The 20,960-nt window shown below is 68.0% G+C and carries 20 protein-coding genes; 10 read left to right on the forward strand and 10 right to left on the reverse strand.

The genetic code is table 11. The annotated features are described in order from the left end of the window. Window positions 1-30: 30 nt before the first annotated feature. Together LDO27_RS21670 and glpK are read right to left on the reverse strand one after the other, a co-directional pair. Window positions 31-1,635, reverse strand: a complete 1,605-nt coding sequence (locus LDO27_RS21670; protein ID WP_222203858.1) for a glycerol-3-phosphate dehydrogenase/oxidase — start codon at window positions 1,633-1,635, stop codon at window positions 31-33. A gap of 59 nt (window positions 1,636-1,694) precedes the next feature. Beyond that, window positions 1,695-3,224 (reverse strand): glycerol kinase GlpK, encoded by a 1,530-nt coding sequence (gene glpK, locus LDO27_RS21675; protein WP_224043938.1) that lies wholly within the window; start codon window positions 3,222-3,224, stop codon window positions 1,695-1,697. A 74-nt stretch (window positions 3,225-3,298) separates the two neighbouring features. On the opposite strand from glpK, the gene LDO27_RS21680 reads away from it, so the two are divergent. Continuing rightward, entirely contained in the window at window positions 3,299-4,216 is a 918-nt protein-coding gene (locus LDO27_RS21680) for an NUDIX hydrolase (protein ID WP_224043939.1), read from the forward strand. Beyond that, the gene (purU, locus tag LDO27_RS21685) at window positions 4,213-5,079 is read left to right on the forward strand and encodes a formyltetrahydrofolate deformylase (protein ID WP_224043940.1); all 867 of its coding nucleotides are present in this window, start codon (window positions 4,213-4,215) and stop codon (window positions 5,077-5,079) included. The genes LDO27_RS21680 and purU overlap by 4 nt, the downstream gene beginning before the upstream one ends. Before the next feature lie 25 nt (window positions 5,080-5,104). Here purU and LDO27_RS21690 read toward each other — a convergent pair whose 3' ends face one another. After that, window positions 5,105-5,875, reverse strand: coding sequence for a DeoR/GlpR family DNA-binding transcription regulator (locus LDO27_RS21690; protein ID WP_222203849.1), 771 nt, complete (start codon window positions 5,873-5,875; stop codon window positions 5,105-5,107). 207 nt (window positions 5,876-6,082) lie between these two features. On the opposite strand from LDO27_RS21690, the gene LDO27_RS21695 reads away from it, so the two are divergent. The 6 genes from LDO27_RS21695 to LDO27_RS21720 all read left to right on the forward strand — a co-directional run bounded on the left by LDO27_RS21695 (window position 6,083) and on the right by LDO27_RS21720 (window position 12,251). Next, window positions 6,083-7,210, forward strand: coding sequence for an ABC transporter ATP-binding protein (locus tag LDO27_RS21695; RefSeq protein ID WP_224043941.1), 1,128 nt, complete (start codon window positions 6,083-6,085; stop codon window positions 7,208-7,210). Window position 7,211: 1 nt separating this feature from the next. After that, window positions 7,212-8,354, forward strand: coding sequence for an ABC transporter ATP-binding protein (locus tag LDO27_RS21700; RefSeq protein WP_224043942.1), 1,143 nt, complete (start codon window positions 7,212-7,214; stop codon window positions 8,352-8,354). Next, a complete protein-coding gene (locus LDO27_RS21705) occupies window positions 8,351-9,232 on the forward strand; it encodes a carbohydrate ABC transporter permease (protein WP_222203840.1) in 882 nt (293 codons plus the stop codon). Before LDO27_RS21700 ends, LDO27_RS21705 begins: the two co-directional genes overlap by 4 nt. Further along, window positions 9,225-10,037: a carbohydrate ABC transporter permease gene (locus LDO27_RS21710; protein ID WP_222203836.1), complete on the forward strand. Its 813-nt coding sequence runs from the start codon at window positions 9,225-9,227 to the stop codon at window positions 10,035-10,037. Before LDO27_RS21705 ends, LDO27_RS21710 begins: the two co-directional genes overlap by 8 nt. A gap of 17 nt (window positions 10,038-10,054) precedes the next feature. Then, on the forward strand, window positions 10,055-10,363 hold the full coding sequence (locus tag LDO27_RS21715; RefSeq protein ID WP_222203833.1) for a DUF2160 domain-containing protein: 309 nt from the start codon (window positions 10,055-10,057) through the stop codon (window positions 10,361-10,363). A gap of 118 nt (window positions 10,364-10,481) precedes the next feature. Continuing rightward, the gene (locus LDO27_RS21720; protein WP_222203829.1) at window positions 10,482-12,251 is read left to right on the forward strand and encodes an ABC transporter substrate-binding protein; all 1,770 of its coding nucleotides are present in this window, start codon (window positions 10,482-10,484) and stop codon (window positions 12,249-12,251) included. Between the two features lie 113 nt (window positions 12,252-12,364). Here LDO27_RS21720 and LDO27_RS21725 read toward each other — a convergent pair whose 3' ends face one another. From LDO27_RS21725 to LDO27_RS21735, 3 genes are read right to left on the reverse strand one after another with little or no spacing between them, the layout of a single operon-like run. Further along, window positions 12,365-13,024, reverse strand: a complete 660-nt coding sequence (locus LDO27_RS21725) for a DUF799 domain-containing protein (RefSeq protein WP_222203827.1) — start codon at window positions 13,022-13,024, stop codon at window positions 12,365-12,367. After that, window positions 13,021-13,425, reverse strand: coding sequence for a DUF4810 domain-containing protein (locus tag LDO27_RS21730; protein ID WP_224043943.1), 405 nt, complete (start codon window positions 13,423-13,425; stop codon window positions 13,021-13,023). The genes LDO27_RS21725 and LDO27_RS21730 overlap by 4 nt, the downstream gene beginning before the upstream one ends. Window positions 13,426-13,449: 24 nt before the next feature. After that, window positions 13,450-14,118: a CsgG/HfaB family protein gene (locus LDO27_RS21735; protein WP_222204249.1), complete on the reverse strand. Its 669-nt coding sequence runs from the start codon at window positions 14,116-14,118 to the stop codon at window positions 13,450-13,452. 250 nt (window positions 14,119-14,368) lie between these two features. Here LDO27_RS21735 and waaC point away from each other — a divergent pair, with 250 nt between their 5' ends. Further along, a complete protein-coding gene (gene waaC / locus LDO27_RS21740; RefSeq protein WP_224043944.1) occupies window positions 14,369-15,385 on the forward strand; it encodes a lipopolysaccharide heptosyltransferase I in 1,017 nt (338 codons plus the stop codon). A 49-nt stretch (window positions 15,386-15,434) separates the two neighbouring features. Here waaC and LDO27_RS21745 read toward each other — a convergent pair whose 3' ends face one another. Together LDO27_RS21745 and LDO27_RS21750 are read right to left on the reverse strand one after the other, a co-directional pair. Beyond that, window positions 15,435-16,001, reverse strand: a complete 567-nt coding sequence (locus tag LDO27_RS21745) for a TetR/AcrR family transcriptional regulator (RefSeq protein WP_224043945.1) — start codon at window positions 15,999-16,001, stop codon at window positions 15,435-15,437. A gap of 274 nt (window positions 16,002-16,275) precedes the next feature. After that, entirely contained in the window at window positions 16,276-16,947 is a 672-nt protein-coding gene (locus tag LDO27_RS21750; protein ID WP_224043946.1) for a copper resistance protein CopQ, read from the reverse strand. Window positions 16,948-17,616: 669 nt separating this feature from the next. Here LDO27_RS21750 and LDO27_RS21755 point away from each other — a divergent pair. Continuing rightward, window positions 17,617-18,729, forward strand: coding sequence for an AI-2E family transporter (locus LDO27_RS21755; protein ID WP_224043947.1), 1,113 nt, complete (start codon window positions 17,617-17,619; stop codon window positions 18,727-18,729). A 120-nt stretch (window positions 18,730-18,849) separates the two neighbouring features. On the opposite strand, the gene LDO27_RS21760 is transcribed toward LDO27_RS21755, so the two are convergent. Both LDO27_RS21760 and LDO27_RS21765 read right to left on the reverse strand, forming a co-directional pair. Next, window positions 18,850-19,521 (reverse strand): copper resistance protein CopQ, encoded by a 672-nt coding sequence (locus tag LDO27_RS21760; RefSeq protein WP_224043948.1) that lies wholly within the window; start codon window positions 19,519-19,521, stop codon window positions 18,850-18,852. A 277-nt stretch (window positions 19,522-19,798) separates the two neighbouring features. Beyond that, window positions 19,799-20,761, reverse strand: coding sequence for a GlxA family transcriptional regulator (locus tag LDO27_RS21765; protein ID WP_224043949.1), 963 nt, complete (start codon window positions 20,759-20,761; stop codon window positions 19,799-19,801). Window positions 20,762-20,960 lie beyond the last annotated feature (199 nt).

Consider the following 20,960-nt stretch of genomic DNA (forward strand, 5'->3'; position numbering starts at 1 on the left):
TGCGCTGCGGGGGGCCGCCGCGCCGCGGCATCAGTTCAGCATATAACCGGCCGCCAGCGCGCGGAAGCTCTGCACCTCCGCGTCCTGCCACGCGGCATCGTGCCCCAGTTCCTCGGCGAGGATGGCGGCGACCTGGGGCGCCGCCGCGCTCGCGGCGCGCGCATCGAGGAAGAGCGCGCGATTGCGCCGGGCCAGCACGTCCTCCACGCGCCGCGCCAGTTCGTGGCGGGCGGCGTAGCGCACGTGCGCGGCAGTCAGGCCCGCCTCGGGGACCAGCATCGTGTCGGCGCCCGCGAGCGCGCGCACCGCCGGCAGGTCGCTGCCGTAGTAGCGCTCCGGCGAGCCGCTGCCGGCCGCGGGCAGATCCGCCGGCATGCCGGTCGCGCCGTGCAGCGGCAGGTCGGCGGTCACGCACGGCGCCGCGGGCAGCAGCTGCCGCCGGATCGCCGTCTCCAGCACGTCCTCGGCCATCTTGCGGTAGGTGGTCCACTTGCCGCCGGTCACGGTGATGAGGCCAGCCTTCGATACGAGGATGGTGTGCTCGCGCGACAGCGAGGCGGTGGAGGCTTCGCCGGTTGCCTTGACCAGCGGCCGCAGCCCGGCCCAGACGCTGGTCACATCGTCGCGCGTGGGCGTGCGCGACAGATAGCGGGCCGCCGTCTCCAGGATGAAGTCCACATCCTCGCCGCCGGCGCGGGGCTCCACCGGCAGGTCGCGCCGCGGGGTATCGGTGGTGCCGACGATGGTGTGGCCGTTCCAGGGCACCAGGAACAACACGCGGCCGTCGTCGGTCTTGGGCACCAGGATGGCGCGATCGCCCGGCAGGAACTTGCGCGGCAAGGTCAGGTGCACGCCCTGGCTGGGCGCCACCATGCCCGCGGCGCGGCCGTCCTCCATCTGCCGGATCGCATCGACCCAGACGCCGGTGGCGTTGATCACGCAGTCGGCCCGCAGCTCGAAGGTGGCGTCGCCCAGCGCGTCCTGCACCGTCACGCCGCCGATCACGCCATTGCGCAGCGTCAGGCCGCTCACGCGCATGTAGTTGACGGCGACCCCGCCGACGTCGAAGAGCGTGCGCATCAGCGCGATGGCCAGGCGCGCGTCGTCGAACTGCCCGTCGAAATACAGATTGCCGCCGCGCAGCGGCCGGCCGCCGGCATGCTCGGCAAGCGTGGGCACGGCGGCCAGCGCCTCGCGGTGGCTGAGCCAGCGGCTGCTCGACAGGTTCAGGCGGCCGGCCAGCAGGTCGTACATCTTGAGCCCGATGCCGTAGAACGGCTGGTCCAGCAGTTGATAGGCCGGTACCACGAAGCCCAGCGGCCATACCAGGTGGGGCGCGTTGCGCGCCAGCAGGCCGCGTTCGTGCAGCGCCTCGCGCACCAGGCTGATATTGCCCTGGGCCAGGTAGCGCACGCCGCCATGCACGAGCTTGGTCGCCTTGCTCGAGGTGCCCTTGGCGAAGTCGGCCGCTTCGAGCAGCAGCGTGCGATAGCCGCGCGAGGCGGCATCCACCGCGGTGCCGAGGCCGGTAGCGCCGCCACCGATGACGATGACGTCCCATTTGCGTTCGCTCTGGAGCGTGGCCAGCAGGGCGGCGCGGTCGGGTGGCAGGGTGGGTTTGGTGTGGATCTGCATGTTCCGGTCGTTGAGGCGAGGCTTACGGCTTCGAATGGGTAAAGGGTTGTCGGGCTGGGTCAGGCGTTGTCCTCGCGGGCCCAGTCTCGCGAGCGGTCGACGGCGCGGTGCCAGCGGGCGAGCTGTGCCGCGCGCGCGTCGGCCGACAGGTTTGGCTCGAAGCGGTGCTCCACCTGCCATTGGCTGGCCAGTTCCGCTTCGTCGCTCCAGTAGCCGGTGGCCAGGCCGGCGAGATAGGCCGCGCCCAGCGCCGTGGTCTCGGTCACGCGAGGCCGGACCACGGGCGTGCCCAGCAGGTCTGCCTGCATCTGCATCAGCAGATCGCTGCGCGAGGCGCCGCCATCGACGCGCAGTTCGGCCAGCGCGATGCCGGAGTCCTTCTGCATGGCGGTCAGCACGTCCACGCTCTGCAGCGCGATGGCCTCCAGCGCGGCGCGGGCGATGTGCGGACGCCCCGTGCCGCGGGTCAGCCCGACGAGCGTGCCGCGCGCGAACGCGTCCCAGTGCGGCGCGCCCAGGCCCGCGAAGGCGGGCACCAGCACGACGCCGCCGGTGTCGTCGCACTGGCGGGCGAGCGGCTCCACTTCGGGCGCGCTCTCGATGATCTGCAGCCCGTCACGCAGCCACTGGATCGTGGCGCCGCCCATGAAGACGCCGCCCTCCAGGCAGTATTGGGTGGTGCGTGCGCCGGGCGCGCCGCCAAGCTGCCAGCCGATCGTGGTGAGCAGCCGGTTGTGCGAGGTGACGGGCTGGGTGCCGGTGTTCATCAGCAGGAAGCAGCCGGTGCCATAGGTGTTCTTCGCCATGCCCGGCGACAGGCAGGCCTGGCCGAAGGTGGCCGCCTGCTGGTCGCCCGCGATGCCGGCGATGGGAATCTGCGTGCCAAAGAGGCGTGGCGCGGTACGCGCGACCTCGCCGCTGGAGGGCACCACTTCGGGCAGCAGGCTGCGCGGGATGTCGAGCAGCGACAGCAGGGCGTCGTCCCACTCGAACGTGTGGATGTTGAACAGCATCGTGCGCGCGGCGTTGGAGACGTCGGTGACATGGCGCGCGCCATCGGTGAGCTGCCAGATCAGCCAGCTGTCCACGGTGCCGAAAGCCAGTTCGCCGCGTTGCGCGCGGGCGCGGGCGTCGTCGTAGTTGTCCAGCATCCAGCGCAGCTTGGTGCCGGAGAAGTAGGCGTCGATGACCAGGCCGGTCTTGTTGCGGAAGAGCGCCTCGTGGCCTTCGGCCTGCAGCGCCTCGCACATCGGCGCGGTGCGGCGGTCCTGCCAGACCAGCGCGCGGCCCACCGGTTCGCCGGTCTTGCGATCCCACAGCACCGCGGTCTCGCGCTGGTTGGTGATGCCGATCGCGCGAATCTGCGTGGCGCTCACGCCCGCGTCATTGAGCACCGCATGGGCGACCGCGAGCTGCGATTGCCAGATCTCGTAGGGATCGTGCTCGACGTGGCCGGGTTGCGGATAATATTGCCGGAATTCGCGCTGCGCGATCCGTACCACGTTGCCGGCGTGGTCGAACAGGATGGCGCGGGAGCTGCTGGTGCCCTGGTCCAGGGCCAGCACGTAGTCGTTGGGAGTGGGCGTCATGCGTTCAGTCCTGCCTTGCTTGCTGTTCCATGGCGGCCGCGCAATGCCGCGAGCCGCGCCTGATGATCCTGCCGATGTCCTCGATGTCCTCGATGCCCCTGTCCGCACCGCTGCCCGCGTCCTCGTCCGCCGTCGTTGCCGAACGCCTTGCCGCCTCGCTCGCCGCGCGCAGCGGTTTCGATGCCACCGCCCATTTGCGCCTCACTGTCGAGGGCACGCAGGTCGGCTGGCTGCCGCGCCGGCATGCGGCGTTACTGCGGGAGATCGGGGGCGTGCTCGGCAGCGAGCGCGACGGCGCGGTGCCGCTCCTGCCCGGCGTGGGCACCGTGGCCGCACGCAGCGCGGCGCTCGCCGGCGTGGCGGGGCGGCTTAGGGAGGCGGGGCATGTGCGCGGCTGGCGCAACGAACTGTTCGGCGTGACGGCCGCGCTGTCCGCGCCCGCCTTCGCCGTGATCGAACGCGCGGCGGCGCGGTACTTCGGCCTGCTGACCTTCGCCTCGCACATGAACGGCATCGTGCAGGGGGAGCCGGCGCTGTGGATCTCGCGGCGTAGCGCGTCCAAGGCGGTGGACCCGGGCATGTGGGACAACCTGGTCGCCGGGGGCATGCCCCATGGCAGCGATCCGCTGGCGACGCTGATCCGCGAATGCGACGAGGAGTCCGGCATTGCGCCCGAACTGGCGGCCCTCGCGGAGCCCCACGGCGTGATCGACGTCCTGCGCGAGATTCCCGAAGGCGTGCAGTGGGAAGCGGTCCACGTGTATGACCTGCTGCTGCCGGCGGACTTCGTGCCGCACAACCGCGACGGCGAGGTCGCGGAGCATCGCCGTATCGAGCCCGCGGCATTGCTTGCTATCATGGCGGATGGCGCGATGACCCTGGACGCGACCCTCGTCACGCTGGACACCCTGCGCCGGCGCGGCTGGGCCCCGGGGGCCCGAGCGGCGCCACGGCCAGCTACCGCGCCCCTCCCACCGAACAAGACACAATGAGCAACACCGGCTTTATCCTTACCATTTCCTGCCCGGACAAGCCGGGCATCGTCCACGCGGTTTCCGGCCTGCTGTTCCAGCACGGCTGCAATATCCTCGACTCGGACCAGTACGGCGACGAGTACACCGGCCGCTTCTTCATGCGCGTGCATTTCGCCACCGCGCCGAACGGCCCCGACCTCGCGGCGCTCAAGGCCGCCTTCGGCCCGGTGGGCGAGCAGTTCGCCATGCAGTGGGGCCTGTTCGATGCCAGCGTCAAGCCGCGCGTGATGATCATGGTCTCCAGGATCGGCCACTGCCTGAACGACCTGCTGTTCCGCGCCAAGGCCGGCGGCCTGCCGGTGGAGATCGCGGCCATCGTGTCGAACCACCGCGACTTCTACCAGCTCGCCGCGTCGTACGACGTGCCGTTCTTCCATCTGCCGCTGATGAACGCATCGGCCGAGCAGAAGGCCGCGCAGGAGGGCAAGGTGTTCGAAGTGGTGCGCGACCAGAACATCGACCTGGTGGTGCTCGCGCGCTATATGCAGGTGCTGTCCGACGACCTGTGCCGCAAGCTCGAGGGCCGTGCCATCAATATCCACCACTCGTTCCTGCCCAGCTTCAAGGGCGCCAAGCCGTACTACCAGGCGCACGACCGCGGCGTGAAGCTGATCGGCGCCACCGCGCACTACGTGACCGCGGACCTGGACGAAGGGCCGATCATCGAGCAGGAGATCGAGCGGGTCGACCACAGCATGGATCCGGACCAGTTGACCGCCGTCGGCCGCGATGTCGAATGCGTGGCGCTGGCGCGCGCCGTCAAATGGCACGCCGAGCACCGCATCTTGCTGAACGGACACAAGACCGTCGTCTTCAAGTAAGCCCGCTGGGCGTCCGCCCGGGCGCTCAGTCCTCTGTCGCGACCACACAGCGCACCTCGCTTTCCTCGAGGATCCGCTCGAACGGCGCCATCAGCGGCTGATCGGTAAACAGCCGGTCCACGTCCGACAGATGGCCCAGTTCCACCATCGCCTGGCGGTTGAACTTGGTCGCATCGGCCGCCAGCCACACCTCGCGCGAATGCTCGATGATCGTGCGCGCCACCTTGACCTCGCGGAAGTCGTAGTCGCGCAGGCTGCCGTCGGCCTCGATGCCCGAGATGCCGATCAGCCCGATATCCACCTTGAACTGCCGGATGAATTCGACCGTGGCCTCGCCGACGATGCCGCGGTCGCGCGAGCGCAGCACGCCGCCCGCCACGATCACCTCGCAGTCGGGGTTGTCGGCGAGGATATTTGCCACGTGCAGATTGTTGGTGATGACGCGCAGCCCGCGGTGATGGATCAGCGCGCGGGCAATTTCCTCCACCGTGGTGCCGATATTGAGGATCAGCGAGCAGCCCTCCGGCACGGCGCCGGCCACCGCGCGCGCAATCCGCGCCTTGCCCTCGGCATTGAGCGACTGGCGCTGCCGGTAGGCGATGTTCTCGGTGGTGGAATGGTCCATGCGCACCCCGCCGTGGAAGCGGGCCAGCATGCCGTTTTCGGCAAGCAGGTTGACGTCGCGCCGAACCGTCTGCAGGGTCACGCCGAACTTGCGTGCCAGCTCTTCGATGGAGGCGAAGCCCTGGTTGCGGACCTCTTCCAGCAGCGCGGTTTGGCGGGGATTTAGCGTCATGCCGGCATTCTAGATCAAACAGAAACGAAAACAAATGACGCAATGCACGATTGTTTTTCGTTCGTTTCTTTGCTAAAACGAGCACACATCGGAACCCGGGCCCACCCGGGTCAGCGCGTTTTGGGGAGCGTTTCTGGGGTGCGCGGCATGGACGCCTGACGTCCATCCCTGCCGCACCGCAATACGGCACGACGCACGGGAGACCGGATGCAGCTTCGACTGGAAGAGATCGCGCAGCAGGCAGGTTCGCAGACCCATCTTTATCCGATGTCCCTGGCGCCGGTTCCCGGCGCCGTTACCGTCCTGCTTGGCGCGACCCAGGCCGGCAAGACGTCGCTGATGCGTGTGATGGCCGGGCTCGACCGGCCCAGCGCCGGCCGCGTCACCGTCGACGGCGCCGACGTGACCGGGATGCCGGTGCGCGAGCGCAACGTTTCGATGGTGTACCAGCAGTTCATCAATTACCCGTCGCTGACGGTCTTCGACAATATCGCCTCGCCGCTGCGCCTGCGCGGCGGCCGCGCGGACCGCGCCGGCATCGCGGTCCGGGTGAAGGACCTCGCGGCGCGGCTGCATATCGACCATCTGCTCGAGCGCTATCCGGCCGAACTCTCGGGCGGCCAGCAGCAGCGCGTGGCGCTGGCCCGGGCGCTGGCCAAGGAGGCGCCGCTGATGCTGCTCGACGAGCCGCTGGTGAACCTGGACTACAAGCTGCGCGAGGAATTGCGCGAGGAACTGACCCAGCTGTTCGCGCACGGCGACGCCACCGTGATCTACGCCACCACCGAGCCCGGCGAGGCGCTGCTGCTCGGCGGCCATACGGCGGTGCTCGATGCCGGCGAGCTGCTGCAGTACGGGCCCACGCCGCAGGTCTTCCACTATCCGGACTCGCTCCGCGTGGCGCGCGCCTTCAGCGATCCGCCGATGAACCTCGTGCCGGGGCAGATGGAGGACGGCCACGTGATGCTGGCCGGCGGCATCGATATCGCGCTGCCCACCGCGGTGCCCTACAGCGGTCCGGTGACCCTCGGCGTGCGCGCCGGCGCGGTCGGGATCGCGGGGCAGGGCGGGACCGGGGTGAGCGGGGGCGCGGTGCCCGCCACGATGCCCGTGCCCGTGCCGGGCAAGGTGGCGCTGGCCGAGCTGTCCGGCTCCGATACCTTCGTGCACGCCGATACGCCGGTGGGCAACCTGGTCGCGCAGTTCCAGGGCGTGCTGGAGCTGGCGCTGGGCGAGGCCGTGACCATGCTGCTGCCTTCCGCGCAGCTCTACCTGTTCGATGCCGAGGGCCGGCGCATCCATGCGCCGTGCCAGCCCGGCACGCGGGAGGCATGAGATGGCCCGCATCGATCTGGACCTCGCGCATACCTACCGGCCCGATCCCCGCTCCGACGAGGACTATGCCCTGCTGCCGCTGAAGTTCACCTTCGAGGATGGTGGCGCCTACGCGTTGCTGGGTCCGTCCGGCTGCGGCAAGACCACGCTGCTCAACTGCATTTCCGGCCTGCTGCGGCCCTCGCAGGGCACCATCGCCTTCGATGGCCGGGACGTGACGGACGCCACGCCGCAGCAGCGCAATATCGCCCAGGTATTCCAGTTCCCGGTGATCTACGACACCATGACGGTGGGCGAAAACCTTGCCTTCCCGCTGCGCAACCGCGGCGTGCCGGCCGCTCAGGTGAAGGAACGGGTGGGGCGGGTGGCCGAGATGCTGGAGTTGTCCGGCGCGCTGGACCGGCGCGCGAGCGGGCTGTCGGCCGATGCCAAGCAGAAGATTTCGCTGGGCCGGGGGCTGGTGCGGCAGGACGTGTCGGCCATCCTGTTCGACGAGCCGCTGACGGTGATCGACCCCCACCTCAAATGGCAGCTGCGCCGCAAGCTCAAGGAAATCCACCACGAATTCCGCCTGACCCTGATCTATGTGACCCACGACCAGACCGAGGCGCTGACCTTCGCCGACCAGGTCGTGGTGATGTCGCGCGGCAAGGCGGTGCAGGTTGGCTCGGCCGATGCGCTGTTCCAGCGACCCGCCCATACCTTCGTGGGCAACTTCATCGGCTCGCCGGGCATGAACTTCCTGCCGGCGCGCTGGCGCGACGGCTTCGTCGAGATCGCCGGCCGCCGCTACACGCCCGACCTGCTGCCGGCGGTGGCGCAGCAGCTGGAGGCCGCGGGCGAGTTCAAGGTTGGCGTGCGGCCGGAATACGTGCGCCTTGCCCCGGACGGCGACCACCAGGCCGTACCGGCCCGCATCCAGCGCGCGCAGGATATCGGCACCTACTGGCTCGCCACGGCGGCGCTGGCCAGTCCTGGCCAGGGCGACGCTACCGCACCGGCGCAAGCCGAGGCGCCGGCCGCCACGCTGCTGCGCGCGCGCCTTGGCAGCGAGGCCGCGGCGCTGCGCACAGGCGACACCGCGTGGTTCTCGGTGTTCAACCGGCACACCTGCTATTACGTGAACGAGGAGCTGGTGCAATGAAGCCCATCAACCAGAAGGCGTGGCTGCTGGTGCTGCCGGTGGTCGTCTGTGTGGCCTTTTCCGCCATCCTGCCGCTGATGACCATCGTCAACTACTCGGTGCAGGACATCATCTCGCCCGAGCGGCGCGTGTTCGTCGGCACCGAGTGGTTCCGCACGGTGCTGCGCGACGAGGAACTGCACGACGCGCTGCTGCGCCAGCTCGGCTTTTCGCTGGCGGTGCTGGCGGTGCAGATTCCGCTGGGCATCCTGCTCGCGCTGGCGATGCCGGCCAGGGGCTGGAAGGCCTCGGCGGTGCTGGTGATCGTCGCGCTGTCGCTGCTGATCCCGTGGAACGTGGTGGGCACCATCTGGCAGATCTTCGGGCGCACCGATATCGGCCTGCTGGGCGCCGCGCTCTCGGCAATGGGGCTGGACTACAACTACACCGGCAATGCGCTCGACGCGTGGCTGACGGTGCTGGTGATGGACGTGTGGCACTGGACGCCGCTGGTGGCGCTGCTGTGCTACGCCGGGCTGCGCGCGATTCCCGATGCCTACTACCAGGCCGCGCAGATCGACGGCGCCTCGCGCTGGGCCGTGTTCCGCCATATCCAGCTCCCCAAGATGCGCGGCGTTCTGATGATCGCGGTGCTGCTGCGCTTCATGGACAGCTTCATGATCTACACCGAGCCGTTCGTGCTGACCGGCGGCGGCCCCGGCAACGCCACCACGTTCCTGTCGCAGTACCTGACGCAGAAGGCGGTGGGGCAGTTCGACCTCGGTCCGGCCGCGGCGTTTTCCATCGTGTATTTCCTCATCATCCTGCTGCTGTGTTTCATCCTCTATAACTGGATGCAGCGCGCCGGAACCGCGCGCGAGGAGGTGCCCCATGCCTGAACGTGGAACGTGGTGGCGCGGGATATTCCTGGCGCTGTACCTGGTCTTCGCCATCCTGCCGATCTACTGGATGGTCAACATGTCGTTCAAGACCAATGCGGAGATCGTCTCGACGCTGTCGTTGTGGCCGGCCGCATTCACGCTGGAGCACTACCGCACCATCGTCACCGACCCGTCCTGGTACTCCGGCTATATCAACTCGATGATCTATGTGGCGCTCAATACGGTGATCTCGCTTACCGTGGCGCTGCCGGCGGCCTATGCCTTTTCCCGCTACCAGTTCATCGGCGACAAGCACGTGTTCTTCTGGCTGCTGACCAACCGCATGACGCCGCCGGCGGTGTTCCTGCTGCCGTTCTTCCAGCTCTACACCACCGTTGGGTTGATGGACACCCACCTGGGCGTGGCGCTGGCGCACCTGGTGTTCAACGTGCCGCTCGCGGTGTGGATCCTGGAGGGGTTCATGTCGGGCGTGCCACGCGAGATCGACGAGACGGCCTATGTCGACGGCTATTCCTTCCCCCGCTTCTTCCTGACCATCTTCCTGCCGCTGATCAAGGCCGGCGTGGGCGTGGCGGCGTTCTTCTGCTTCATGTTCAGCTGGGTGGAACTGCTGCTGGCGCGCACGCTGACGTCGGTGGACGCCAAGCCGATCGTCGCCACCATGACGCGCACGGTGTCGGCATCCGGCATGGACTGGGGCGTGCTGGCCGCCGCCGGAGTGCTGACCATCGTGCCGGGCGGCATCGTGATCTGGTTCGTGCGGCACTACATCGCGAAGGGCTTCGCGATGGGCCGCGTCTAGCAAAAGGGGAGGGCCGCATGCTGAGCTGGATGGTATGGACCACACCCGTCGCGGTGTTCTTCGCCAGCGTGGTGCTGATGCTGATCGGCATGACGATCTGGGAGATCCGGCAGCCGACCGTGCTGCGCAAGGGCTTCCTGCCGATCGCCACCACGCGCGGCGACCGGCTGTTCATCGGCCTGATGTGCGCCGCGTGGGTCAACCTGGCCTGGGTGGGCCTGGGCGAACGCATGATGGGATGGTTCTCGCTGGCCGAGGAACCGTCGATCTGGATCAGCTTCGTGCTGTCGATGGTGGTGCTGGCCATCGTGATGCGCAAGGGATGAACACCGACGCAAGGGCAAACCGACACTGACGGGCTTCTCGTCAACCGGGCTGCGCGGCTCGCACCTTCCCCGGCCGCGGCCCGACCATACAGGGAGGGAGATTTTCGAGGAGACGTTCATGCAGGTACTGAGACTACTGAAGGTGGTGCAGTCAGACGCGAAGCTCGGAATGACAGCCCTGGCGGTCGCCGCCGCGCTGGTCTGCGCGCCTGACGCGCGCGCGGGCGAGGCCGAGGCGAAGAAGTGGATCGACAACGAATTCCAGCCTTCGTCGCTTGCCAAGGACAAGCAGATGGCCGAGATGAAGTGGTTCATGGAGGCGGCCGCCAAGCTCAAGGCCAAGGGCGTCACGCAGATCAACGTGGTGTCGGAGACCATCACCACCCACGAATACGAATCCAAGACGCTGGCCAAGGCGTTCGAGGAAATCACCGGCATCAAGGTCAATCACGACCTGATCCAGGAAGGCGACGTGGTCGAGAAGCTGCAGACCTCGATGCAGTCGGGCAAGTCGATCTACGACGGCTGGATCTCCGACTCCGACCTGATCGGCACCCACTACCGCTACGGCGCCATCCTGCCGCTGACCGACTACATGAACGGCGCGGGCAAGGAGTGGACCAACCCGGGGCTGGACGTCAAGGACTTCATCGGCACCAAGTTCACCACCGCGCCGGACGGCAAGCTGTACCAGCTGCCCGACCAGCAGTTCGCCAACCTGTACTGGTTCCGGGCCGACTGGTTCGCGCGGAAGGATCTGCAGGACAAGTTCAAGGCGAAGTACGGCTACGACCTGGGCGTGCCGACCAACTGGTCGGCCTATGAGGACATTGCGAACTTCTTCACCAACGACGTCAAGGAGATCGACGGCAAGAAGGTCTATGGCCATATGGACTATGGCAAGAAGGACCCGTCGCTGGGCTGGCGCTTCACCGATGCCTGGCTGTCGATGGCCGGCACCGCCGACAAGGGCCTGCCCAACGGCATGCCGGTCGACGAATGGGGCATCCGCGTGGCGGACGACAAATGCACGCCGGTCGGCGCGTCGGTGGCGCGCGGCGGCGCCACCAACAGCCCGGCCGCGGTCTATGCGCTGACCAAGTACATCGACTGGATGAAGAAGTTCGCGCCGCCGCAGGCCATGGGCATGACGTTCTCGGAGGCGGGGCCGGTGCCGGCGCAGGGCCAGGTCGCGCAGCAGATCTTCTGGTACACGGCCTTTACCGCCGACATGACCAAGAAGGGCCTGCCGGTGGTCAACCCGGATGGCTCGCCCAAATGGCGCATGGCGCCGTCGCCGTACGGCCCGTACTGGAAGCAGGGCATGCAGAACGGCTACCAGGACGTGGGCTCGTGGACCTTCTTCAAGAAGACCGATCCCAACCGGCTGGCCGGCGCCTGGCTCTACGCGCAGTTCGTCACGTCCAAGACCGTGTCGCTGAAGAAGTCGCTGACCGGGCTCACCTTCATCCGCGACAGCGATATCAACCACGACTACCTGACCAAGAACGCCTCGCGCTACGGCGGCCTGATCGAGTTCTATCGCAGCCCCGCGCGGGTGGCATGGACGCCGACCGGCACCAACGTGCCGGACTATCCGAAGCTGGCCCAGCTGTGGTGGAAGAACGTGGCCACCGCCGTGACCGGGGAAAAGACGCCGCAGGCCGCCATGGACAGCCTGGCCGACGAGATGGACCAGGTGATGTCGCGGCTGCAGCGCGCCGGCATGAGCAACTGCTCGCCTAAGCTCAACGCCAAGGGCGATCCCGCCAAGTGGCTGTCCGACGAGCACGCGCCGTGGAAGAAGCTGGCCAACGAGAAGCCCAAGGGCGAGACCATCGCCTACGACAAGCTGCTGCAGGCGTGGAAGGAAGGCAGGGTGCGGTAGGGCAGGCCGGCCTCCGGGGCCGGCGGCGATCTCCGCCACCGGCCCGGTGTTCGAGCGCCAAAAAAAATGGCGACCCGCAATGGGTCGCCATCTCTTTGCTCCGCACGCCGGGATCAGTCGGTGCTGTACTTCGGCGAGCGCGGCCCGTAGAGGATACCGCCGGGCTGGCCGGCCGAGAGCAGCCGGTTGCTCGCCACGCCGGCCACGGAATGGCTCGCGTCCATGGCGCTGTTGACGATCTGCTTGACCGCCGCGGCCACCAGCATGCCGACGAGGCCGCCGCCACCGCTGTTACCGCCTTCGTTGTTCGATGCGGAAGCCTGGCCGCTCCAGAGGCTGGTGCCCGTCTTCAGGTCCACCAGCTTGGCGTTGGCGGTCACCACCGTTGCGCTGTTGATGACCGTGTAGCGGGTGCCGTAGTTGGTGACGGTGATGTAGAGCGCCGCATCGGCACCGAAGATTTCGCGCAGCTTCTCGGGCGCGACGGCGTGGATTTCGCCGGGCTGCGTCAGCCCGTTCTGCTTGAACGTCTCGTCCACCAGCGTCACGGGCATGACGTAGTAGCCGGCTTCCGCCAGCGGGAAGGTCGCCTGCGACAGCACGCTGTAGCTGGCCTGGACCTCGGGCGAGTCGTTCTGCGGAGGCAGCACCAGGATCGTGCGCGGGCGTGCCTGTTTGAACGCGGCGTAGTCGACCTGCCTCGGCGTCGCGCAGCCTGTCGCCAGCACGGCCACCGCTACCAGCGGCAGAAGGCGTTTACACAGTGTTTTCATCGCTTGAGCTCCACCTTCTTGTCGTCGGCCTGGGCCTTTTTGTCGGTGCGCTTCACGTTGCGCAGCAGGAAGTCCACATAGGTGCCGGACTCGGGAAACAGCCGCTTTTCGGTCTGGAATTCACGGACCATTTCGTCGTCCTTGCCGAGGTCCGCGTACAGCAGGCCAAGGTGCGCGTGGTAGCCCGGAGGCGGCAGCTTGCCGGACGCCTTGATCTTCTCCAGGTCGGCCTCGAGCACCTGGATCTGTGCCTCCTTGGGTTCGCCCTTGAAGTACTGATAGACCTGCGGCTGATAGCCCTCCCACTGGTACAGCGTGGCTTGATTGGCGCAGCCGACCAGCAGCGCCGTGCCCACCGCGGCCAGCCATGCCGACCGCGAGGTGTGCAAACTCTTGTTCATGATGACCCGTTCCTCGAACGATGATTACTGAATGGCGGGCTTCCAGGCCCCGCTCTCGATACCGCCGACCAGCTTGGTAACCGCCTCGCGCACGGCCAGGTCCAGCACCTTGCCGTTGAGCGTCGAGTCGTAGCTTTGCGTGCCGCCGAAGCCGACGATCTCGCGGCTGGACAGCTCGTATTCGCCGGCGCCCTGGCTGCTGAAGACGACTTCGGACGTCTTGATGTTGACGACGTTCAGCGCGACCTTGGCGTAGGCCACCTGGGTCTTGCCGCGGCCCAGCAGGCCGAACAGCTGGCGGTCCCCGACTTCCTTGCGGCCGAACTCGGTGACGTCCCCCGTGATCACGAAGTCCGCGCCCTTCAGGCTCTGCTGTTGCTGCTTGATGGAGGCCTCGCGCTTGATCTCCTCGAGGTTGTCGCGGTCCAGCACGTTGAAGCGGTTGGTCTGCTGCAGATGGGTCACGAGGATGGTCTTGGCCTGGCCGCCGAGACGATCGACGCCGTCCGAGAAGACGCCCCGCATATAGCTGGAGCGGTTGTCGAACTTGCCGACGGCGATGGGAGCGCGGGCGCCGTGGTACGCGCGGCTCGCGGCTTCGACCTGCTGCACCGGCAGCGCGCGCGACGATTCGGCGGCGCAACCGGCCAGCGCGGCCGCGGCCGCGATGACGAGCAGGGGGAGGGCATGCACAGTCTTCACTCAGAGTTCTCCATGGCAATGAACCCGGGCCGGGCAAGGTCCGGGGATACGGGGTTAACGGAGGGCGAGTGAGAACGTGTAGGGCAACGACCGAGGATCCCCACTTCAGTGGGGGGCGATGGGTGAGCAGATCCATGGAGGCGGACTTTTCTCTGGCCTCGGCGGGGCCTGATGCATACTACGGCCTTCGCAAATTGACGCCGATTGACGAGGTGGCCCAGCCGCCGCGTCCGGACCCCCGATGAACCGCATTCTCGTCATCAAGATCACTTCTCTCGGCGATATGGCGCATACGCTGCCATTGATCTGGGACCTGCGCCGCGCCTATCCCGAGGCCAAGATCGACTGGGTGGCGGATGCCTCGTGCGCCGATATCCCGCGCTGGACCGTGGGAATCGACCGGGTGATCGCGCCCCCGCTGCGCGGCTTCAAGAAGTCGCGCAAATGGCGAGACCTGAAGGCGATCTTCGGTGCGCTGCGCCAGCTGCGGCGCGAGAAATACGACGTGGCCATCGACGTGCATGGCGTCTACAAGAGCGCGATCGTGGGCTGGCTGTCCGGCGCCCCGCGCCGCTTCGGCTACGCCGCCAGATACCTCGGCGAAGGGCGGGCCGAGTCCTTCTATACGGATATCTTCGGTCCGCACGGCGACGCGACGGCGCGCCACAAGATGCGGCTGGTGGCATCCCGGGCGCTCGGCTACGAGATCGACCAGCAGGAGCACTACGAACTGCGCGTGCCCGCGCCGGCCGCGCCGCTGAACGAGGACGGCGCGCCGCGCGCGCTGCTGTTCCATGCGACCTCGCTGGATGCCAAGAAATGGCCGGCGCAGCGCTGGATCGCCGTGGGCGCGGAACTGGCCGCGCGCGGCTATCGCGTGCAGCTGCCGTGGGGCTCGCCCGCGGAGCGCGAACAGTCTGAAGCGCTGGCACGCGAGATTCCCGGCTCGGTGGTGCTGCCGCGCATGACCATCACCGAATGCGCGCAGCGGGTCGATGCCGCCGCGCTGGTGGTGGGCACCGATACCGGCTTCGTGCATCTGGCCCATGCGCTGGGCAAGCCCTCGGTGATGCTGTTTACCGCGACCTCCCGCGAGCACTTCGGCATTTCGGCCCCGGGACGCGCCGTGTCGGTGGGCGATCGCGGCGTGGTGCCGGAAGTGTCCGAGGTGCTGCAGGCCATCGACGAGGTGACCGGCCGCGCCACTGCGGGCTCCTGCGCAGCCCCGCCCATACCGGCAAGGATGGCCCAGGCCTGAACGACAACGCCGCCCTCGGGCGGCGTTGTCATTTGCGCGGTCGCGGCGCTCAGGGGGCGACCGACGCCATCAGCAACTCGTCGGCCGCGTCGAGCCGCTCGGGGGTGCCGAACAGCCGCGAGGCGATCAGGCCGTTCTGCAGCGTGGCGAACACCGCCTGCGCGATGGCCTTGGGCGGCAGCGGCAGGGGCTGCTCGCGCTGCGCGGCGGACTGCTCCAGCAGATGCCGGATCCAGGCCTCGTTCATCGTGTAGAAGTCCTTCAGCACCCGGTGCACGGGCTCGGGCAGCGACATGGCTTCGGTCGACAGCATGCCGGCCAGGCAGATCAGGTCGCCATGCGCGCTGTCGCGCCACGACTGCAGGTAGCGCCGCGCCTGCTCCGTGGACGGCAGCGTGTCGTCGATGGCCCGCAGTTCGCTGGCTACGCGGTTGCTGTACTCCGTCACCGCAGCCAGCACGAGGTCTTCCTTGGTGGGGAAGTGGTAGTGGACGCTCGAGGTCTTGACGCCGACCAGATCGGCCAGGTCACGATAGCTGAAGCCATTGAATCCCCGGCGCCGCAGTAGCACCAGGGCGTGCTCGAGCAGTTGTTCGCGAACGGATGGGGCTTTCATGGTGCACTCGTCTATCTGTCGATAGTCCTCAAGGTTTGGTTGGATCGTTTGCTTGCTTCGCGATTCGGTTGCGTGGCGGCGGTCCGGGGCGGCTCAGGCGGGCAGGACCTGCGCCACCATCGCCACCGCCGAACCGCTCACCACGCAGACCGCCAGGTAACCGGCGATCAGTATGCTGTTGCGCTTGTTCATGATGGGCTCCGTCTGTTGCGGAGCCGTGGTCATCGGCTCCGCGCTGTGTTGCTATTTGTGCGATTCGTCATGCGACGCGGCCTCAGGCGTTGGCGCCTTCGGAGAACACGTCGAACTGGCCGCTGCGCGCGCCGTCGGTGAAGGCGCTGCGCTCGCCGGTGCGGGCGCCGTCGGTGTAGACGTCGCGGGCGCGGCCGGGGGCGGCGGACACGCCGGTGCGATCCAGGCCTGCGACGATGCGGGCGCCGTCGGTGTACGGGTCGACCGAGCGGGCGCCGTCCGTGAAGTTGCTGCGCTCGCCGGTGCGGGCACCGTCGGTGAAGGCGCTGCGTTCACCGGTGCGGGCGCCATCGGTAAAGGCGCTGCGCTCCAGGCGGGCGACGATGCGGGCACCGTCCGTGTACGGGTCGACCGAGCGGGCGCCGTCGGTGAAGCTGCTGCGCTCGCCGCTGCGGGCGCCATCCGTGAAGGCGCTGCGCTCGCCGGAGCGGGCACCGTCGGTAAAGGCGCTACGGTCCAGGCCGGCAACGATGCGGGCACCGTCGGTGTACGGATCGACCTTGCGGGCGCCATCAGTGAAGGCGCTACGCTCGCCGGTGCGGGCACCGTCGGTGAAGGCGCTGCGCTCACCGGTGCGGAATTCGTAGCCGTACTTGTCGGCGGCAACGGGGGCGGCCTGCGCGGTGCCGGCGACGAAGGCGGCGGCGAGGGTAGCGGCGGTGATGACGGTCTTGGCAAAGGTCGATGCGGTCATGATGTTCTCCATTCGGTAGCGGTCTCGCCTTGGCGAGGATGGTTAAGAGGTACGGGTTGGGGACTGTCTCCGGATCGGTTATCTACTAATAGATAGAGAGGCCGGTCCAAAAAAAGAGGGAAGTCCCCCGGGTGTTGCTTGGTCGCGCCGCCTGCCTCGTCGTTCACTTGGGAGGGGGTGCCGCGTCCATGGATCGAATAGTATCTACTGGTAGATAGATAGTCAAGGACTTTTTTCGGCGACCCCGGAAGTTGTATGGTGGCTTCCGGGTGCGCAACGCCGTCGCCATCTCACTCCTGCGCGAAGGCGCAGGCTTCGCGCACCCCGCGCATCGGAAAGCGTGCCGGGCGCGCTCTCCGGTCTATGCCAGTCCGTCTACGGAATTTTCAGGCGAACGGCGACAAGCGCGGACGTCGTCGCGGCGGCGCCGAGAATCCCGGCAGAACCGGCGAAGAAGTTCTACAACTCCAGCAGAGAGCGGCGTTTGCCATCGGGCCTTCGTCTGCGGCAGGGATCCGGCGTGGGTGCCGGAACGGCCGTGAGAACGACGAACGGAAAAGGGCGGCGCAAGCGCATCCAGACCGCGGCACGGTCCGCGGCGCGGCGTCGCGGCGTCGCGGACCATGCTACAGGCTGGTACACGGCGCTCCCCTTCTGCAAGGAGAACTCATGCGGCCCATGCCTCTTTCGGAATGGACTTTCTCTCGCGGGATGCTCGATGTGCTGATCCGCGCCGGGCTGATCGCCGTCCTCGCGATCTTCTGCTTCCGCATCTTCTATCCGTTCCTCGATATCGTCCTGTGGTCCGTCATCCTGGCCGTCACCATGTATCCGCTGCAGGTGCGGATGCGCCGGCGGCTCGGCATGCGCGACGGTCGCAGCGCCACGCTGATCGTGCTGGTGTCGCTGGCCCTGATCATGGTGCCGGCCTACGTGCTGGGTGTGGCGTTGCTCGAATCGGTGGAGAACGCGATGCACGCGGTCCGCAACGAAAGCATCCGCATACCCCCGCCTCCGGACTTCGTCGCGGGCTGGCCGCTGTTCGGCCAGCGGCTGCATGCGGCATGGCTGTCCGCGTCCACGGACATGACCGGCATGGTGGAGAAGTTCCTGCCGCAGTTCCGCGGCATCACGATGGCGGTGCTCGGCAAGCTGGCGAGCCTGGGCGTCGCGCTGCTGGTATTCGTGCTCGCGCTGTTCCTCGCGGGCATCATCATGGCGTACGGGGAGGAGGGCCATCGCAGCGCGCTGCGCATCGCCGCGCGGGTCTTCGGCGCGGAGCGGGGCCCGCGCATCGCGCTGCTATGCACCGCGACCATCCGGGCCGTGGCCCAGGGCGTGGTCGGCATCGCGTTCATCCAGATGCTGCTGATCGGCATCGCCTTCGTGGTCAAGGGCGTGCCGGCCGCCGGCCTGCTGGCGCTGCTGGTGCTGTTGCTGGGCATCATGCAATTGCCGGCCACGCTGATCACGCTGCCCGTCATCGCTTATGTCTTCTACACGGACGGCGTCAACCTCGCCACGGTGATATTCGCCGCCTATGTGTTCGTCGCCGGCCTGGCGGACAACGTGCTCAAGCCGCTGATGCTCGGGCGCGGCGTGGACGTGCCGATGCCGGTGGTACTGATCGGCGCGCTGGGCGGCATGGTGACGGGCGGCGTGATCGGCCTGTTCATCGGGCCGGTGGTGCTGTCGGTGGGTTACCGCCTGTTCTGGCTGTGGGTCGACGAGCCGCCGCTGGCCGTCCCGGCCGACGAGCCGACCGCGAGGGTGAGCCCCTGATGTCGATGCCGGGCACGGCGCCGTTGGCGGACAGCGGGCGCCACGCGCGACGATCGTTCGGCCGTAACGACGATGCCGCCCCGAAGGGCGGCATCGTTCATCTCACGCGCGATGCGGATCTCAGGCGTTGGCGCCTTCGGAGAACACGTCGAACTGGCCGCTGCGCGCGCCGTCGGTGAAGGCGCTGCGCTCGCCGGTGCGGGCGCCGTCGGTGTAGACGTCGCGGGCGCGGCCGGGGGCGGCGGACACGCCGGTGCGATCCAGGCCTGCGACGATGCGGGCGCCGTCGGTGTACGGGTCGACCGAGCGGGCGCCGTCCGTGAAGCTGCTGCGCTCGCCGGTGCGGGCACCGTCGGTGAAGGCGCTGCGTTCACCGGTGCGGGCGCCATCGGTAAAGGCGCTGCGCTCCAGGCGGGCGACGATGCGGGCACCATCCGTGTACGGGTCGACCGAGCGGGCGCCGTCGGTGAAGCTGTTGCGCTCGCCGCTGCGGGCGCCATCCGTGAAGGCGCTGCGCTCGCCGGAGCGGGCACCGTCGGTAAAGGCGCTACGGTCCAGGCCGGCAACGATGCGGGCACCGTCGGTGTACGGATCGACCTTGCGGGCGCCATCAGTGAAGGCGCTACGCTCGCCGGTGCGGGCACCGTCGGTGAAGGCGCTGCGCTCACCGGTGCGGAATTCGTAGCCGTACTTGTCGGCGGCAACGGGCGCGGCCTGCGCGGTGCCGGCGACGAAGGCGGCGGCGAGGGTAGCGGCGGTGATGACGGTCTTGGCAAAGGTCGATGCGGTCATGATGTTCTCCATTCGGTAGCGGTCTCGCCTTGGCGAGGATGGTTAAGAGGTACGGGTTGGGGACTGTCTCCGGATCGGTTATCTACTAATAGATAGAGAGGCCGGTCCAAAAAAAGAGGGAGTCCCCCGGGTGTTGCTTGGTCGCGCCGCCTGCCTCGTCGTTCACTTGGGAGGGGGTGCCGCGTCCATGGATCGAATAGTATCTACTGGTAGATAGATAGTCAAGGAGTTTTTTGCTGCACCCCCCAATTTATTGATTCGCCCGCGAGAGGCCGTGTCATCGGAAGCTGGCCCGATACTGCGCGGGCGACACGCCCAGCCGCTGCTGGAACACCACGCGCATGCGGTCCACGGTCACGAAGCCGCACCGATGGGCGACGGTCTTGAGCGGCAGGGCGCTGCCCTCTAGCAGGTTGCGGGCCATATCGATCCGTGCCGCTTCGATGAAGGCGTGCGGGGTCATGCCGGTCTGCGCCACGAAGAGGCGCACGAGGTTGCGTGCGCTCATGCCGAGTTCCGCCGCCAGCAGCGGCAGGGTGAGCCTGGCGCCGAGATTGGCCATCACGTAGGCCTGTATCCGCGCTACCGGTGAATCGGCATGCTGTGGCGCCACGGTGAGGTAGGGGCTGAACTGCGACTGACCGCCCTGGCGCTGGGCGACCACGACGAGCCGCTTGGCGACCGCCAGCGCCACCGCGCCGCCATGCGCCTCGCGTACCAGCGCGAGCGCCAGATCGATGCCGGCCGTGACCCCCGCCGACGTGACCAGCGGCCCGTCGCGCAGGTGGATGCGGTCGTGTTCCACCGTGGCCGCGGGGAAGCGTGCCGCCAGTTGCGCGGCGTTCTGCCAGTGCGTGGTCACCTTGCGCCCGTCGAGCAGGCCGGCGTGACCCAGCACGAACGCCCCCGTGCAGACCGAGCCATGCAGACCGGCCCGTGCCGCCGCGGCCCGCAGCCACCGGGAGACCGCCGCATCCGCCGGCGCGGCAGGCAGACCGGGCCCGCCCGCGACGAGCACGATGTCGAAGCGCCCGTCGGCCTGCGCCATCGACAGATCCGCGATCAGCTGCATGCCGTTGGATGCGCGCAGCGGTTTGCAGCTGCGCGCGACCAGACTCACCTGATAGCGGGCGCCGGGCTCGAGGAAGGCGTTGGCCTCGCTGAACACGTCCACGGGGCCCGCCACGTCGAGTGCCTGCACACCGTCCAGCATCAAGATGGCGACCTTGGTCTCGTTCATTTCGGGGTTCCGATCCGGCTGTCCTGAAGCACCGTCAAGATGTCCAGATCCGACGGATTGCCGCCATTGTAGCCATCCGGGCGGGGCTCCAGAATGAATGCGCTGAGAGGGCGCCCACGCTGCCGCACGGCAGTTGCCGGGCCGGCCCGCTCACGTTCATCCCCCGCCATGGCGGGGCACCGCGCGCCGTTGCCGATGC

It is taken from the genome of Cupriavidus respiraculi, from assembly GCF_914271545.1.
Lineage (GTDB): Bacteria > Pseudomonadota > Gammaproteobacteria > Burkholderiales > Burkholderiaceae > Cupriavidus > Cupriavidus respiraculi.

What these genes read in the sequence shown, in the direction of transcription:
- LDO27_RS21670 (WP_222203858.1), bottom strand. Translation starts at nt 1,635, where the DNA reads ATGCAGATCCACACCAAACCCACCCTGCCACCCGACCGCGCCGCCCTG.
- glpK (WP_224043938.1), bottom strand. Translation starts at nt 3,224, where the DNA reads ATGACGCCCACTCCCAACGACTACGTGCTGGCCCTGGACCAGGGCACC.
- LDO27_RS21680 (WP_224043939.1), top strand. Translation starts at nt 3,299, where the DNA reads ATGTCCTCGATGTCCTCGATGCCCCTGTCCGCACCGCTGCCCGCGTCC.
- purU (WP_224043940.1), top strand. Translation starts at nt 4,213, where the DNA reads ATGAGCAACACCGGCTTTATCCTTACCATTTCCTGCCCGGACAAGCCG.
- LDO27_RS21690 (WP_222203849.1), bottom strand. Translation starts at nt 5,875, where the DNA reads ATGACGCTAAATCCCCGCCAAACCGCGCTGCTGGAAGAGGTCCGCAAC.
- LDO27_RS21695 (WP_224043941.1), top strand. Translation starts at nt 6,083, where the DNA reads ATGCAGCTTCGACTGGAAGAGATCGCGCAGCAGGCAGGTTCGCAGACC.
- LDO27_RS21700 (WP_224043942.1), top strand. Translation starts at nt 7,212, where the DNA reads ATGGCCCGCATCGATCTGGACCTCGCGCATACCTACCGGCCCGATCCC.
- LDO27_RS21705 (WP_222203840.1), top strand. Translation starts at nt 8,351, where the DNA reads ATGAAGCCCATCAACCAGAAGGCGTGGCTGCTGGTGCTGCCGGTGGTC.
- LDO27_RS21710 (WP_222203836.1), top strand. Translation starts at nt 9,225, where the DNA reads ATGCCTGAACGTGGAACGTGGTGGCGCGGGATATTCCTGGCGCTGTAC.
- LDO27_RS21715 (WP_222203833.1), top strand. Translation starts at nt 10,055, where the DNA reads ATGCTGAGCTGGATGGTATGGACCACACCCGTCGCGGTGTTCTTCGCC.
- LDO27_RS21720 (WP_222203829.1), top strand. Translation starts at nt 10,482, where the DNA reads ATGCAGGTACTGAGACTACTGAAGGTGGTGCAGTCAGACGCGAAGCTC.
- LDO27_RS21725 (WP_222203827.1), bottom strand. Translation starts at nt 13,024, where the DNA reads ATGAAAACACTGTGTAAACGCCTTCTGCCGCTGGTAGCGGTGGCCGTG.
- LDO27_RS21730 (WP_224043943.1), bottom strand. Translation starts at nt 13,425, where the DNA reads ATGAACAAGAGTTTGCACACCTCGCGGTCGGCATGGCTGGCCGCGGTG.
- waaC (WP_224043944.1), top strand. Translation starts at nt 14,369, where the DNA reads ATGAACCGCATTCTCGTCATCAAGATCACTTCTCTCGGCGATATGGCG.
- LDO27_RS21745 (WP_224043945.1), bottom strand. Translation starts at nt 16,001, where the DNA reads ATGAAAGCCCCATCCGTTCGCGAACAACTGCTCGAGCACGCCCTGGTG.
- LDO27_RS21750 (WP_224043946.1), bottom strand. Translation starts at nt 16,947, where the DNA reads ATGACCGCATCGACCTTTGCCAAGACCGTCATCACCGCCGCTACCCTC.
- LDO27_RS21755 (WP_224043947.1), top strand. Translation starts at nt 17,617, where the DNA reads ATGCGGCCCATGCCTCTTTCGGAATGGACTTTCTCTCGCGGGATGCTC.
- LDO27_RS21760 (WP_224043948.1), bottom strand. Translation starts at nt 19,521, where the DNA reads ATGACCGCATCGACCTTTGCCAAGACCGTCATCACCGCCGCTACCCTC.
- LDO27_RS21765 (WP_224043949.1), bottom strand. Translation starts at nt 20,761, where the DNA reads ATGAACGAGACCAAGGTCGCCATCTTGATGCTGGACGGTGTGCAGGCA.